Raw genomic sequence first — 14,734 nt, forward strand, 5'->3', positions numbered from 1 at the left:
TAAAGCCCTGCCCCGATGACAAAAAGGAAGGACTGACGGCCAGGCACGTCAAGCCCGAGGAGGGGTGAGGACAATCCCGTGGACCGCTCCTCTGACAGGAACGATCCAGCATCCCGAGTCCGGGTGGGGGCCATCGAGGTCATGGCGATGACCGAGGCCGAGGTCGCCGAGCACGTCACGCGCGCCTGGCGCGCCGGCCTGGGCGGCGCGATCGTGACCGCCAACGTGGACATCGTCAGAGCCGCCACCCGCGCACCCGACCTGGCCGCGCTGGTCGCCGCTGCGGAGCTGGTGGTGGCCGACGGCATGCCGGTCGTGTGGGCCGCCAGGATCGCCGGCGCCCGCCTGCCCGACCGCGTCACCGGCGCGTCCCTGGTCTTCACGCTCGCCGCGTGCGCCGCGCGCGAAGGCCGCTCGGTCTTCCTGGTCGGCGGCGAGCCCGGCGTGCCGGAGCGGGCAGGAGAGGTGCTGGCCGCCCGATACCCCGGCCTGGTGGTGGCGGGCGCGTACGCGCCGCCGTTCGGCTTCGAGCGCGACCCCGCCGAGGTGGACAGGACCGTCAAGCTGGTCTGCGCGGCGGCCCCCGACCTGGTGCTGGTCGGGCTCGGCTTCCCCAAGCAGGAACGGCTCATCGCCGTGCTCCGCCCCGAGCTGCCGCGCGCCTGGTACCTGGGCTGCGGCGCGGGCATCCCCATGGCGGCGGGACGCTTCAAACGGGCGCCGCGCGCCCTGCAGCGAGCGGGCGCCGAGTGGCTGTTCCGGCTCGCGCTGGAGCCGCGCCGCCTGGCACGCCGGTACCTCCGCGACGACCTGCCCTTCGCCTTCGGCCTGCTGGCCGGCGCCGCATGGCGGCGCCTGACCGCCGGCCGCCGCCCCTAGACACCCGACAGATTGGCCACCGCCGATGAGCGTGCCCGCGATCGACCACCCCGCGCTTGCCGTCGTCATCGTCACCTACAACAGCGGCGAGGTCATCGAGGACTGCCTGGCCGGCCTGCCTGACGCGCTGCGCGACGCCGGCCCCAGCAGGACGATCGTGGTGGACAACGACTCGCGCGACGACACCGTGGCCAGGGTGCTCGCCGCCGGGCCGGGCGTCGAGCTGGTCCGTACGGGCCGCAACGGCGGGTTCGCGGCCGGCGTGAACGCGGGCATCCAGGCGGCACCCGGCTGCGACGTCCTCGTGCTCAACGCCGACATCAGGCTCGCGCCCGGCTCGGTGCGGCTGCTGCGCGAGAAGCTGCGCGAGCCCGGCGCCGGCATCGCGGTGCCCCGGCTGACCCACCCCGACGGCAGGCTCCAGCTCTCGCTGCGCCGCCGCCCCACCGTGCTGCGGGCGCTCGGCGAGGCGCTGCTCGGCGGGTTGCGTGCGGGCAGGTACGCGCCGCTCGGCGAGCTGGTGGTCGATCCCCGCGCGTACGACCGGCCCGCCTACCCCGACTGGGCCACCGGGGCGGCCTGGCTGATCTCCCGCCGCTGCCTGGACACCGTCGGCCTGCTGGACGAGCGCTACTTCCTGTACTCCGAGGAGACCGAGTACATGCTGCGGGCCCGCGATCACGGGCTGCGGGTGGCGTACGAGCCGCGCGCGCGGGCCGTGCACATCGGCGGCGAGCAGGACCGGTCGAGCCCGCTGTGGACGATGTCCGCGCTCAACCGGGTCAGGCTGCACCGCGAGCGTCATGGACCCGCCAGGGCTTCGCTCATGCGGCTGGCCGTGGCGCTGAACGAGGCGCTGCGCGCCGTGGCCCGCGGCCGGACCGGTGGCGCCCGGCACCGCCAGGCGCTGCGCGAGCTCGCCCGCATGCCCGCCTGGCCCACCCCGCCGGGGGCTTCCGGCGGCTCCCTGGGGACTTCCGGGGAGCCGCGGGCGGCGGGGGAGCCGCCGCCGTACGTCTGCTTCTCCGGCCAGGACTGGTGGTACCACAACAGGGCGCACTCCGACTTCCAGCTCATGCGCCACCTGGCCCGCTCGCGCCGGGTCCTGATCGTCAACAGCATCGGCATGCGCATGCCGATGCCCGGCAAGACCACGTACGTGGCCAGGCGCATCATCAGGAAGCTGCGCAGCGTCGCCAAGCTCGTCCGCAGGGTCGAGCCGCGCCTATGGGTCATGTCGCCCCTGCCGCTGCCCTTCTACCGCAGCCCCAGGGGCAGGGCGCTGAACGCCTGGCTGGTCAGGACCCAGGTGCGCGCGGTCTGCGCCCTTCTCGGCCTGCGCCGCCCGGTGATCATGGTGACGATCCCGACCGCCTGGGACGCCGTGCGCCTCATGCCCCGCCGCGCCCTGATCTTCAACCGCTCCGACCGCCACTCCGACTTCCCCGAGTCCGACCGCCCCACCATCGAGGCGCTCGAACGCGCCCTGCTGGAACGTGCCGACCACATCGTCTACGTCAGCCGCGCCCTCATGCGCGAGGAGGCCCCGCTGACCGGCGAGCGCGCGTACTTCCTCGACCACGGCGTGGACCTTGCGCACTTCACCCCCGTGCCCGAGGAGAGGCAGCCCGCCGACCTGCGCGCCATCCCAGGACCGCGCATCGGCTTCTTCGGCGCGCTCGACGACTTCGTGGTGGACTTCGAGCTGCTCGAACGGGTCGCCGTCGAGCTGCCGGAGACCTCGATCGTGCTCATCGGCGACGCCAACGGCGACATCGGGCGGCTCACCAAGCACCCCAACGTGCACTGGCTCGGCTTCCGGCCGTACCAGGAGATCCCCGCGTACGGCTCCGGCTTCGACGTCGCGATCATGCCCTGGCCGGCCAACGACTGGATCAGGCACGCCAACCCGATCAAGCTCAAGGAGTTCCTGGCGCTCGGCCTGCCGGTGGTCAGCACCCCGTTCGACGAGCTGGCCCACTACGCGGGCCGGGTCAGGGTGGCCGCCACCCCGGAGGAGTTCGTCGCGGCCATCAAGACGAGCCTGGCCGACGGCCCGCCGCTGCCCGCGGAGGAACTGCGCGCCTCGCTGGCGGGCGCGACCTGGGCCGGCCGCGCCGCCGCACTGGCGGCCCTGACCGAACGGGAGCCGGGATGAGCCGGGACGAGCCCGCGAAGACGGCCGGGCAGGGCACACCGGCGGTGGGGCGAGGCACGTGGGCCAAGGTGGCTTCGGTGGTGACGGCCGCCGCGATCTCGGCGGGCGGCTGGGTCTGGCTGCGCGACCACCCGGCACAGCCCCCGCCGCCGTCGCTGACCGCGCCGTCCATGACGCTGCGCGCCCTGCCCGGGGAGGGCCCGGACGCGTACGCGGCATGGCCGCGCCTGGCCGAGGCGGGCTGGACGCGGGAGTCGTTCTTCCCCGTCGGACTGTGGTTCTCCTCGGCCCGCACGGCCCGGCAGGTCGCCGCCGACCGGGCCATGGGCGTGAACACGTACCTGGAGCTGACCGCCGACAGCCGCCCCCGCCTGCTGCGCAAGGCCGGGATGACCGCGCTGACCACCGAGCGCCCGCCCGGCACGGGCGCGGAGACCGTGGGCGCCACGCTGCCCGCCAAGGCCGACGAGTGGGCGGGCATCGGGCAGTCTCGCTGGAGCGGCAGGACCGGCCGCGCGCCGTGCCGCCCCGAGCTGTCGTACTGCGGCTACAGCGTGCTGAGCGCGAGCGCCGCGAAGCTGCCCCGCCGCGACGGCCCCGTCTACGCGACCTTCGGCAAGGGCGTCGTCCACCAGGCCACCGACCCGCAGGCCGGCAGGTTCGTCAACGACTACGCCGACCTCATCGGCGTGGACGTCAACTGGTACGCCGACAAGAACGTCTGCGCCGAGGCCGCCCGCTGGCGGCAGCTACCGGCCGGACAGTGCCGCCTGGCCGCTAACTACGGCGCGACCGTGGACCGCGTACGCGAGCTGGACGCCCGCGACGGCCTGCGCAGGCCCGTCTTCGCCGTCATCTCGCTCGCCGGCCTCACGCCCGGCCAGGTCGGCGGCGCGGTGATGAGCTCGCTCATCCACGGCGCGCGCGGCATCGTCTACGACCCGCACGGTCCAGGCCCGCGCTGCAAGAGCGACGACCTGCTGCGCAGCGCCTGCGGCGCGAAGGTCAGGAAGGCGGTGACCGAGCTGAACGCGCTGATCGAGCGGCTCGCGCCCGTGCTCAACAGCCCCTCGTACGCCTACGACTTCGCCCCCGAGCTGGACACCGTGCTCAAGGAGCACGACGGCGCGTACTACCTGTTCGCCATGCCGGGGCGCGGCGCGGCCACCGGCGACCACACGCTCACCGTCCCGGCGAACCTGTCGCCGCGCGGCCGGATCGTGGACCATCTCACTGGACGCCCGATCGAGGTCGACAGGGAAGGCCGCTTCACCGCGACCTTCGCCACCGAGCACGCCTACCACGTCTATCGGATCACCCCGTAGCTGGAGGGACATGGCTTCGCGCAGGCTATCGAAGTGGTTACTGCTCATCCCGCTGGTGCTGGTGGTCGGCGTGGCCTGGGTCATCGCGCAAGGGGGAGCCGCCACCACGGCCGAGCGCTTCGATCTGCCGCGCGTGCCCTGGGAGGGCGGCCCCGCCTACTACGCGGACTTCCCCGTGGCCAAGGAGGCGGGATGGACGGACCCCGCGTTCTTCCCCATCGGGGTCTGGTTCGAGTCCGTCCTGGAGGAACGTGACGTCCGGCTCGACAAGGAGGCCGGGCTCAACACGTACGTCGAGCTGACCGCCAACAGCGACATGAAGCTGATCCGCGAGCACGGCATGTACGCCATGACCAGCAAGCCCCTTCCCGGCGCGGGCCCCGAGACGGTCGGCTGGCTGCTCACCGACGAGCCCGACATGTTCGCGGGCCCCGGCGACGGCAAGTGGAGCGGGAAGTTCGCCGGAGAGGGACAGATCTGCCTGCCGGAGAAGCCGCCCTGCGGCTACACGGTGATGCGCACGCTCAAGGACAAGCTGCCCAAGGGCGACGGCCGCCTGCACTACGCCAACTTCGGCAAGGGCGTCGCCATGTGGGAGTCGGACGAGGAGGCGAGCACGTTCGTCAACAGCTACACCGACGTGCTGTCCACCGACATCTACTGGTACACCGACGCCCACATCTGCTCAGAGGCCGAGACCTGGCTCAAGCTGCCCCGCGACCGCTGCCCCAGGGCCGCCAACTACGGCCGGGTCGTCGACAGGACCCGCCGGCTCGACGCGCTCGACGGCCGCCGCCAGCCCGTGTACGCCTTCGTCGAGGTCGGCTGGCCCGGCGCCAACGGACGTACCGCCATCACCGCCGACCAGATCGCCGGGGCCGTCATGAACGCCCTCGTCCACGAGGCGCGCGGCATCGTCTACTTCAACCACAGCTTCGGCGGGGCTTGCGTCAGCCAGCACGTGCTGCGCGAGCCGTGCACCAAGGACATCAGGGCCGCCGTGACCGAGCTGAACCGGCGCATCACCTCCCTGGCGCCGGTGCTCAACACCCAGTCGTACGCCCACACGTTCGAGCCCAGGCTCGACACCATGCTCAAGCGGCACGACGGCTCCTACTACGTCTTCGCCACCGTGGGAGAGCAGGGCTCGCCCGGCACCTACCGGCTGCGGCTGCCCGCCGCGCTCGCCTCCGCCGGCAGCGCCGAGGTGCTGTTCGAGAACCGGAGCGTGCCCATCCGCGACGGCGTCGTCACCGACGCCTTCGCCACCGAGCACGCCTACCACGTCTACCGAATCACGCCCTGATCGGGGCTCCTGGCCACGCCCTGGTCGGGGTTTCTGCTCGTGCCCTGGTCGGGCTTCCTGGTCACGCCCTGGTTGAGCTTCCTGGTCACGCCCTGGTCGGCGAGGCGCTGGGCGTACCAGGCGAGCGTGCGGCGCAGCCCGGCGGTCAGGCCGACGGTGGCCCGCCAGCCGATCAGCTCTTGCGCAGGGCCGGTGTCGGCCACCTGCGTGATGTCCAGCGGCCGGTCCGCCACCGCCCCGAAGCGCGGCTTGACCGGGCTGCCCGCCAGTTCGTAGAGCTGCTCGACCACCTCGCGCACGGACGTCGTGACCCCGGTCCCGACGTCGAAGGACCGCCCGATCGCCCGGTCGCTGTCCGCGGCGGCGACGAACGCCTCCACCACGTCGTCCACGTACACCCAGTCGGCGAGCTTCGCGCCGCTGGTCAGGCGGGGCTCCTCGCCGCGCAGCAGCGCCAGTGTCACGTACGGCACCAGCTTGGTCTGGTCGCGCTGCGCGGGCCCGTACACCATGGAGGGGCGCAGCACCGTGCACGGCAGCCCCCACAGCCGCCGGTACAGGTCGGCGTAGCCGGAGGCGGCGTGCTTGGCCATCGCGTACGGCGACGGCGGCGCGGCCTGCTCGTTGCCCGGCCTGGGCTCCTCGATCGAGCCCGCCAGCACCACCCGGCACTCCGCGCGCACGGCGGCGGTCAGCAGGTTCACCGTGGTCTGCAGGTTGCCCGCCAGCGTGCGCGGCACCAGCTCAGGCTCCCGCGCGCCGTTCACCTCGCTCGCCAGGTGGAACACGACGTCCGGGCGTACCGTGCGCACCAGCTCGGCCGTGGCCTCCTGGTCGCGCAGGTCCACCTGGTGGCGGCGCACCTCCGCGCCGCCGGGCCGCTGGGTCCTGCTCACCCCGTGCACCTCGGCACCCAGCGCGGCCAGGCGCGCGGCGAGGTGCCCGCCGATGAAGCCCGACGCCCCCGTCACCAGGGCCCGTCTGCCCGTCCACGTCATTGGCGTCCCTTCCCCCTGCCTGCCGGTCACAGATGTATCCGGACCCGCTCCTGCGCCGTTACGACGGACGCGCCGTAATGAGGGACGCCCTGTCACCGCGGGTGGGCCGGCATCACGGACGCTCTACAACGGCGAACGCCGCCGCCCCGCACGGGGCGGCGGCGTCCGTGACGCTCGCGGGGGGAAGGCGTCAGGCGATGCGCCAGGTGTCCCCGCCCATGAGCAGGTCGCCGAGGTCGCCGGGGCCCTGCTGCGCCACGGCCTCCTCAAGCTGGTCGGCCATCAGCGAGTCGTACGACGGCCGGTCGACGTTGCGGAAGATGCCGATCGGCACGTGCTCGAACGCCGGCTCGTCCAGCCTGCTGAGCGCGAACGCCACCGACGGGTCGGGGTTGTGCGCGTCGTGCACGAGGATCTGGTCCTCGCTGACGCTGTCGCGCGGCACGACCTCGATGCCGCCGGACGCGCCGCGCACCACGGCCTTGCTGGCGCTCACGATCGGCTGACCGTGCTCCAGCCGCAGCGTGATGTCGTCGCGGACCTCGGGGTCCTTGAGCGGCTCGAAGGCGTTGTCGTTGAAGATGTTGCAGTTCTGGTAGATCTCCACCAGCGACGTGCCGCGGTGCGCGGTCGCCTCGCGCAGCACCGACTGCAGGTGCTTGCGGTCGGAGTCGATGGTGCGGGCCACGAACGACGCCTCCGCGCCGATGGCCAGCGAGATCGGGTTGAACGGCTTGTCCAGCGAGCCCATCGGCGTCGACTTGGTGATCTTGCCGAGCTCGGAGGTGGGGGAGTACTGGCCCTTCGTCAGACCGTAGATCCGGTTGTTGAACAGCAGGATGTTCAGGTTGACGTTGCGGCGCAGCGCGTGGATCAGGTGGTTGCCGCCGATCGACAGCGCGTCGCCGTCACCCGTGATCACCCACACGCTCAGGTCGGGCCTGCTGGCCGCGAGCCCGGTCGCGATCGCCGGCGCCCGCCCGTGGATGGAGTGGAAGCCGTAGGTGTTGAGGTAGTACGGGAACCGCGACGAGCAGCCGATGCCGGAGACGAACACGATGTTCTCGCGCTTCAGCCCCAGCTCGGGCAGGAAGCTCTGCACCGCCGCCAGGATCGCGTAGTCACCGCAACCCGGGCACCAGCGCACCTCCTGGTCGGACTTGAAGTCCTTCAGGCTCTGCTTCACGTCGGTCTTGGGGACGAGCGACAGGCCCTTCCCGTTCACCAGCTCAGTCACTGTCGATCACGTCCTGGATGACTCCGGCCAGCTCCTCGGCCTTGAAGGGGAGCCCGCGCACACGGTTGTAGCTGATCACGTCGACGAGGAACTTCGCCCGCAGCAGCAGCGCGAGCTGGCCCAGGTTGATCTCCGGCAGCAGCACCTTGTCGTAGCGCTTGAGCACCTCGCCGGTGTTGGCGGGCAGCGGGTTGAGGTGGCGCAGGTGGGCCTGGGCGACCTTGCCGCCGCTCCTCCTGATGCGGCGCACGGCCGCGGCGATCGGCCCGTACGTCGAGCCCCACCCGACGACCAGCACCTTCGCCTCGCCGTCGGGGTCGTCGACGACCAGGTCGGGCACGTCGATCCCGGCCACCTTGGCGGCGCGGGTGCGCACCATCAGGTCGTGGTTGTCGGGGTCGTAGGAGATGTTGCCGGTGCCGTCGGCCTTCTCGATGCCGCCGATGCGGTGCTCGAGCCCGGCCGTGCCGGGGATCGCCCACGGGCGGGCCAGCGTCTCGGGGTCGCGCTTGAACGGCAGGAACTTGCCGTCCTCGCCGTTGGGCTCGGTGGTGAACGGCTGCGAGATGTCCGGCAGCTCCGACACCTCGGGCAGCCGCCACGGCTCAGAGCCGTTGGCGAGGTAACCGTCGGAGAGCAACATGACCGGCGTACGGTACTTGATCGCGATCCTGGCCGCCTCCAGCGCCGCGTCGAAGCAGTCGCTCGGCGACATCGGCGCCACGACCGGCACCGGCGACTCGCCGTTGCGGCCGAACATCGCCATCAGCAGGTCGGTCTGCTCGGTCTTGGTCGGCATGCCGGTGCTCGGCCCGGCCCGCTGCACGTCCACGATGATCAGCGGCAGCTCGGTGGTGACCGCGAGGCCGATCGTCTCGGCCTTCAGCGCCACACCGGGACCGCTCGTGGTCGTCACGCCGAGCGCGCCGCCGAACGCGGCCCCGAGCGCCGCGCCGACACCCGCGATCTCGTCCTCCGCCTGGAACGTGCGGACGCCGAACCGCTTGTGCTTGGACAGCTCGTGCAGGATGTCGCTGGCCGGGGTGATCGGGTAGGAGCCGAGGAACAGCGGCAGCTTCGACTGCACGCTCGCGGCGATCAGGCCGTAGGCGAGCGCCTGGTTGCCGGAGATGTTGCGGTAGACGCCCGGCGCCAGCCGGGCAGGACGCACCTCGTACGAGACCGAGAACGACTCGGTCGTCTCGCCGTAGTTCCAGCCCGCCTGGAAGGCCGCGATGTTGGCCTTGGCGATCTCGGGCTTCTTCGCGAACTTCTGCTCGAGGAACTTGATGGTGTGCTCGGTCGGCCGGTGGTAGAGCCACGACAGCAGGCCGAGCGCGAACATGTTCTTCGACCGCTCGGCGTCCTTCTTCGACAGGTCGAAGTCTTCGAGGGCCTTGACCGTGAGCGAGGTCAGCGGCACCGCGTGCACCCGCCACTCGCTGAGCGAGTCGTCCTCAAGCGGGTTGGAGTCGTAGCCGACCTTCTGGAGGTTGCGCTTGGTGAACTCGTCGGTGTTGGCGATGATGTCCGCGCCCTTGGGCAGGTCGCCCAGGTTGGCCTTGAGCGCGGCCGGGTTCATGGCCACCAGCACGTTCGGCGCGTCGCCCGGCGTGAGGATGTCGTGGTCGGCGAAGTGCAGCTGGAAGCTCGACACGCCCGGCAAGGTGCCTGCGGGGGCGCGGATCTCGGCGGGGAAATTGGGCAGAGTCGACAAGTCGTTGCCGAACTCAGCCGTGCCCGCGGTGAAGCGGTCGCCGGTGAGCTGCATTCCGTCGCCGGAGTCGCCGGCGAATCTGATGATCACGCGGTCGAGTTGCTGGACCTGCTTCGTCACAGCTCAGTCCTCCTCGACGCGCCACTGCGCGGTTGCCTTAGGCGCGTTCTCTGTTTCCATGCTAGATCCTCGGAAGGTGACGCGTTTGCATGCCACCTGAAGCGGGTAAACGCGGTCGGAGTCAGTCAGGGCGAGGTGAGAGAGCGACGACACAGCCCGGCGGCCAGCCTGCAGAGGTCTACATGCAGGCGGGCGAACAGGACGGTTCGGGTCACGAGCGCCAACTATACGTCCCCCCAACAGATGCGCTACGTCAGGGGCTGCTTACCCGGCAGCTCGTTCCCTGACCTGTACATGCGGCCGGCCTGCATCCCCACAGGGCCGTACAGCTCTGGAACGGTGACGAAGGTGTAACCGTTCCCGCGCAACCTTTTGAGGATGTCCGGAACCGCATCCACGGTTTCCCGATGAATGTCGTGCATGAGAATGATCGCACCTGGATGGGCCGCGTGCACGACCCGGTCCGCTATTTCGGAGGCATCCCTTGTGGACTCGTCCTTGGAGTCCACGTCCCAGGTGACCACCGCGCACCCCATCTGACGTGCGACATCGCGCACCTGAGGGCTCACCGCCCCGTACGGCGGCCGCACCAGCGCCGGCCGCTGCCCGATCACCTCCGACACCGCGTCCGAGGTCTTCCCCAGCGAGTCGGCGACCTTGCTGCTCGGCTGTTTCGACAGGTCCTTGTGCGACCAGCTGTGGTTGCCGACCAGATGGCCCTCCATGCTCATCCGCCGGATCAGCGCGGGCTCTGTGGACACGCTTCCGCCGAGCGTGAAGAACGTGGCCCGCGCCCGGTGCTCGGCCAGCGTGTTCAGCAGCCGGCCCGTGTACGGTCCCGGGCCGTCGTCGAAGGTCAGCGCCACGCATTTGCGCACGCGGCAGTCCACGCCGCTCGCCCGGGTGCTCACCGCGTCGGGGCTGCTCGTAGGCGTGAACGACGGAACCTCAGGGGCCGCCGACCGCCTGGCCGCATCACGTACCGCCTGCTGCGCATGCCGACCCAGCTCCGACAGCAGCGGCGCCACCTGCTGTGCCGGGATCGCCACCGCCACCCGGCCGAGCGAGCACCTGCCGACCTCGCAGTCGTCGAATTCGACCACCAGGTCGCCGTTCCTGTTGAACGCCATCGAGTCGAACAGATCGGGGTCGGCCGTCACCCGGTTGCGCTCCACCTGCGCGCCGCGGTCCGCGAGCGCCTCCTTGACCAGCGCCGCCAGCCGTTCCAGCGCGGGCCGTCCCGACAGCAGCCCGGTCGAGCCGGCGGCCTTGCCGGTGTGCGGGTCGAACCAGTACGTACGGGTGGAGTTGCCCCAGCTCGTACCCAAGAATTCGCCGGTCCGCAGCCGGACGCCCACCGCGTCGGGGGAGGCGGCGGCGAGCTGCCAGTCCACGTTCAGCTCCGGCTTCGGCAGGATGGGGGCGTCGCCGCCGGTCGCGCGCCTGAACTCCTTGAGCTGCCGCTCGGCGCGAGCCTTCAGCGTCCGGTTCAGCGCGGAGGCGCCGGCCAGCACCGGGTACTTGATGTGCACATACCTGCCGGCCGCCGAGTCGCCGTCGGTGACGGTAGCGGTGGACAGGCCGACGACGGTGGCGGGATCGACGAAGTCGATCATCGTCGGCTCTGCCGGGACCACGATGTCCTTGCCGTTGGAGGCGGCGGCGAGACCGCAACCCGAGGCGGAGAGTGCCAGCAGAGCGATTCCGGCGCAGAATCGCGATTTATGCATGGATGTCAGGGTATGGGCGCGATCTTACGATTTACCCTGATTTTGTGTGATCAGTCCGGACACTTTGACCGCGCTGGGTAACCGCCTCGAACGGCTTGAGGGACCTATGTCCAGGTCAGGACCCGTTTCCGCCACGCGTACAGAATGCCGAGGGCGATGAACCCCAGGAAGACGAACATCTCCACGAGCGTCGTCAGCCCGTAACCGGGGGCGTCGAACACCGTGGCCCACGGGAAGAGGAAGACGGCGTCCACGGCGAAGACCACGTACAGGTACGTGAAAACGTAGTAGCGGATCTGCGACTGCGCCCACCCCTCGCCCACGGGGTCCACGCCGCACTCGTAGGTGGTCAGCTTGTCCGGCGTCGGCCGGGACGGACGGAGCAGACGGTTGGCGAGCAGCGCGCCGGCGACGATCGCGACACCGATGACGAGCAACGCGGCCACGAGCACGTAGGAGCCGAAGTAGCCGTCCATGCCCGGATCGTAACCCGCCCCGCGATTCCCACAAGAGGGTTGGCCCCCACCCTCACCCGCACTTTGCCGCCCGCCTCCCCACCCGCGCTTCGCTCACCCCCTCTCACCGCTCCCACACCCCCACCCCACCCCACCCGCGCTGTGCGGTCTGCCCGCGTTACGCGCCTCGCCCGCGTGGTGCGCCTCGCCCGCGCTGTGTGTCCTGCCCGCGTTGCGCGCGCCCCGTCTGCGTTTCGCGCCCTGCTTGCGCTGCGCCACCCCCGCTTGCGCTGCGCACCGGCGTCCGACCCCCGGTGCCTTATCAGGACCTCGCCCCAGGCATCCAGCGCACTCCCACAGCCCTGAGACCCTGCAAGAGGTCGCCCGCGCGCCACCCCAGCGCGCCCAAGCGCACCACGCCTGCGATCCGGGACGCCCGAGATGCCGCCAGAGTCCAAGTCGCACCACGCCTGCGACCGCGAGACCCCTGCGACGCTGAAACGCGAGACGCCAAGCGCCTGCGACGTTGCGACGCTGAGACTTCGGCGATGTCTGAGACGCTTGGGCCGCCGCCGGAACCCCGCGCACTTCGTGGAGAGAACTTGACCCCCACGAGACTCGGCCGCACCACCCCCCGCACACCTTTCTTTGCCTGCATCCTGATCCGCGCAAGAATGGCCGTATGGCAGCAACGGACCTCCCGATGCCCACAGTGGGCCCGGTCTCGCGATTGGCACCCAAGCCGATGCGCTTCATCCTCAACTGGGGCCGCCGCTATTCGCTGTGGGTGTTCAACTTCGGGCTGGCCTGCTGCGCCATCGAGTTCATCGCGGCGTCCACCAGCCGCCACGACTTCATCCGGTTCGGCGTGATCCCGTTCGCGAACGGCCCGCGCCAGGCCGACCTGATGATCGTCTCGGGCACGGTCACCGACAAGATGGCCCCGGCGGTCAAGCGCCTCTACGAGCAGATGCCCGACCCCAAGTACGTCATCTCGTTCGGCGCCTGCTCCAACAGCGGCGGCCCGTACTGGGACTCCTACTGCGTCACGAACGGCGTCGACCAGATCATCCCCGTCGACGTCTACGTCCCCGGCTGCCCGCCGCGCCCCGAGGCCCTGCTGTACGGCATCACCAAGCTCCAGGAGAAGATCGCCGGCGAGAAGCTCACCGACCGCTACGTCTGGTCGCGCCCCCACGCGGACGAGCCGCCCGCGGGCCGGGAGCAGGCGTGAACGCCGACCACGCCGCCCGGCTGGCGGACCATTTCGGCGACCGCGCCCAGGTCACGGAGTCCTACGGCGACACCACGGTGGACGTGGAGCCGTCCGACTGGACGAATCTCCTCCGATTCGTCCGCGACACCCTCGACTACGCCTTCTTCGACTGGCTGACCGGCGTCGACGAGCCACCGGAGGCGTTCGCGGTCGTGGCCCACGTCTACAGCCCGAGCGCCGGCAGCAGGCTGCTCCTGCGCACCCGCGTACCGCGCGACAACCCGCACCTCCCCACCGCCGTGCCCATCTACCGGGGCGCGAACTGGCACGAGCGCGAGACGTACGAGATGTTCGGCGTGATCTTCGACGGGCATCCCAACCTCGTCCCGCTGCTGCTGCCCGACGGCTTCGAAGGCCACCCGCTGCGCAAGGATTTCATTCTCGCCGCCCGCGTGGCCAAGCCCTGGCCCGGCGCCAAGGAGCCCGGCGAATCAGGACACGGCGCCCCGAGCCGCCGCAAGACCCTTCCGCCCGGAGTTCCAGCCGACTGGGGGCCTCCTGATGCTTGACGTGGTGCTGAGCTTCGTCGTCATCCTCGTCGTGTTCCTGGTGCTGCCGTTGATCGTCGGTCAGACGGAGCACAAGGTCATGGCTCACATGCAGTCGAGGCTCGGCCCCATGTACGCGGGACGCTTCCACGGCTGGGCGCAGCTCATCGCCGACGGCGTGAAGTTCGCCCAGAAGGAGGATGTCATCCCGGCCGCGGCCGACCGCCGCATCTTCATGATCGCCCCAGGCGTGGCGCTCGTCCCGTACCTCGTCGTCCTGATCGCGATCCCGCTCGACCGCGGCCTCGTGGCCGTCGACCTCGACCTCGGCCTGTTCTTCGTCCTCGCCGTCATGGGCGTCGGCGTGCTCGGCTCGATCATGGCCGGCTGGGCGTCGGCCAACAAATACTCGGTGCTCGGCGGCATGCGTTCCGCCGCCCAGCTCATGTCGTACGAGCTGCCCCTCGTTCTTGCCGCCTCCTCGGTCGCCATGGCGGCGGGCACCCTGTCACTCCCCGGGATCGTCGAGGCCTGGCAGTGGTGGTGGCTGCCCTGGCAGGCGATCGGCGGCGTCGTCTTCTTCCTCGCGGGCCTGGCCGAGCTGCGCCGACCGCCGTTCGACATGCCGATCGCCGAGTCCGAGATCATCATGGGCCCGATGACCGAGTACACCGGCATGCGCTTCGCGCTCTTCATGCTCACCGAGTACGTCGGCATCGTCGTACTGTCGTTCCTGACCACCGTGCTGTTCCTCGGCGGCTGGCACGGCCCGTTCCTGCCCGGCTGGATCTGGACGCTGGCCAAGGTCTTCTTCCTGTCCTTCGTCGTCATCTGGCTCCGCGTCACCTTCCCCCGGTTCCGCGAAGACCAGCTCCAGAAGCTCGCCTGGGCCGTCCTCGTCCCCCTGGCCCTCGTCCAGCTCGCCCTCACCGGCCTCGTCAAGGTCCTCACCTGACGCCATCCGCGTGCTACCTGCGTCCCCCGGCCATCGTGACCCGCGGCCATCGTGACCCGCGGTGATCGTGACCCGCGGTGATCGTGACCC

Annotated in this window: 12 protein-coding genes; 7 read left to right on the forward strand and 5 right to left on the reverse strand. The window is 70.7% G+C overall.

Features of this window, described 5'->3' with window-relative positions; translation table 11 throughout:
• The first annotated feature begins 123 nt into the window (after window positions 1–123).
• From AB0K67_RS21110 to AB0K67_RS21125, 4 genes are read left to right on the forward strand one after another with little or no spacing between them, the layout of a single operon-like run.
• Window positions 124–879 (forward strand): WecB/TagA/CpsF family glycosyltransferase, encoded by a 756-nt coding sequence (locus AB0K67_RS21110; RefSeq protein ID WP_364062489.1) that lies wholly within the window; start codon window positions 124–126, stop codon window positions 877–879.
• Window positions 880–904: 25 nt separating this feature from the next.
• Window positions 905–3,037: a glycosyltransferase gene (locus tag AB0K67_RS21115; protein ID WP_364062492.1), complete on the forward strand. Its 2,133-nt coding sequence runs from the start codon at window positions 905–907 to the stop codon at window positions 3,035–3,037.
• Complete coding sequence (locus AB0K67_RS21120; RefSeq protein WP_364062495.1) at window positions 3,034–4,362, forward strand: hypothetical protein; 1,329 nt, start codon at window positions 3,034–3,036, stop codon at window positions 4,360–4,362. Before AB0K67_RS21115 ends, AB0K67_RS21120 begins: the two co-directional genes overlap by 4 nt.
• 10 nt (window positions 4,363–4,372) lie before the next feature.
• Entirely contained in the window at window positions 4,373–5,668 is a 1,296-nt protein-coding gene (locus AB0K67_RS21125) for a hypothetical protein (protein ID WP_364062498.1), read from the forward strand.
• Here AB0K67_RS21125 and AB0K67_RS21130 read toward each other — a convergent pair.
• From AB0K67_RS21130 to ndhC, 5 genes are all read right to left on the reverse strand, one after another.
• Window positions 5,650–6,666, reverse strand: a complete 1,017-nt coding sequence (locus AB0K67_RS21130) for an NAD-dependent epimerase/dehydratase family protein (protein ID WP_364062501.1) — start codon at window positions 6,664–6,666, stop codon at window positions 5,650–5,652. The two genes, AB0K67_RS21125 and AB0K67_RS21130, sit on opposite strands and share 19 nt — an antisense overlap.
• A gap of 190 nt (window positions 6,667–6,856) precedes the next feature.
• Window positions 6,857–7,903 (reverse strand): 2-oxoacid:ferredoxin oxidoreductase subunit beta, encoded by a 1,047-nt coding sequence (locus tag AB0K67_RS21135; protein WP_364062504.1) that lies wholly within the window; start codon window positions 7,901–7,903, stop codon window positions 6,857–6,859.
• Window positions 7,896–9,740: a 2-oxoacid:acceptor oxidoreductase subunit alpha gene (locus tag AB0K67_RS21140; protein ID WP_364062507.1), complete on the reverse strand. Its 1,845-nt coding sequence runs from the start codon at window positions 9,738–9,740 to the stop codon at window positions 7,896–7,898. Before AB0K67_RS21140 ends, AB0K67_RS21135 begins: the two co-directional genes overlap by 8 nt.
• A gap of 248 nt (window positions 9,741–9,988) precedes the next feature.
• A complete protein-coding gene (locus AB0K67_RS21145; RefSeq protein ID WP_364062510.1) occupies window positions 9,989–11,470 on the reverse strand; it encodes a polysaccharide deacetylase family protein in 1,482 nt (493 codons plus the stop codon).
• A 104-nt stretch (window positions 11,471–11,574) separates the two neighbouring features.
• Window positions 11,575–11,946, reverse strand: coding sequence for an NADH-quinone oxidoreductase subunit A (gene ndhC, locus AB0K67_RS21150; protein WP_364062513.1), 372 nt, complete (start codon window positions 11,944–11,946; stop codon window positions 11,575–11,577).
• Between the two features lie 724 nt (window positions 11,947–12,670).
• Between ndhC and AB0K67_RS21155 the strand changes: the two genes are divergently transcribed.
• The 3 genes from AB0K67_RS21155 to nuoH are packed head-to-tail and all read left to right on the forward strand — an operon-like array spanning window position 12,671 to window position 14,644.
• A complete protein-coding gene (locus tag AB0K67_RS21155; protein WP_364063254.1) occupies window positions 12,671–13,159 on the forward strand; it encodes an NADH-quinone oxidoreductase subunit B family protein in 489 nt (162 codons plus the stop codon).
• Window positions 13,156–13,710, forward strand: a complete 555-nt coding sequence (locus tag AB0K67_RS21160; protein ID WP_364062516.1) for an NADH-quinone oxidoreductase subunit C — start codon at window positions 13,156–13,158, stop codon at window positions 13,708–13,710. The genes AB0K67_RS21155 and AB0K67_RS21160 overlap by 4 nt, the downstream gene beginning before the upstream one ends.
• Window positions 13,703–14,644 carry an NADH-quinone oxidoreductase subunit NuoH gene (nuoH, locus tag AB0K67_RS21165; protein WP_364062519.1) on the forward strand — a complete coding sequence of 314 codons (942 nt, stop codon included), beginning with the start codon at window positions 13,703–13,705 and terminating at the stop codon, window positions 14,642–14,644. The genes AB0K67_RS21160 and nuoH overlap by 8 nt, the downstream gene beginning before the upstream one ends.
• Window positions 14,645–14,734: the final 90 nt, after the last annotated feature.

The sequence above is a fragment of the Nonomuraea sp. NPDC052634 genome (assembly GCF_040678535.1).
GTDB lineage: Bacteria > Actinomycetota > Actinomycetes > Streptosporangiales > Streptosporangiaceae > Nonomuraea > Nonomuraea fastidiosa.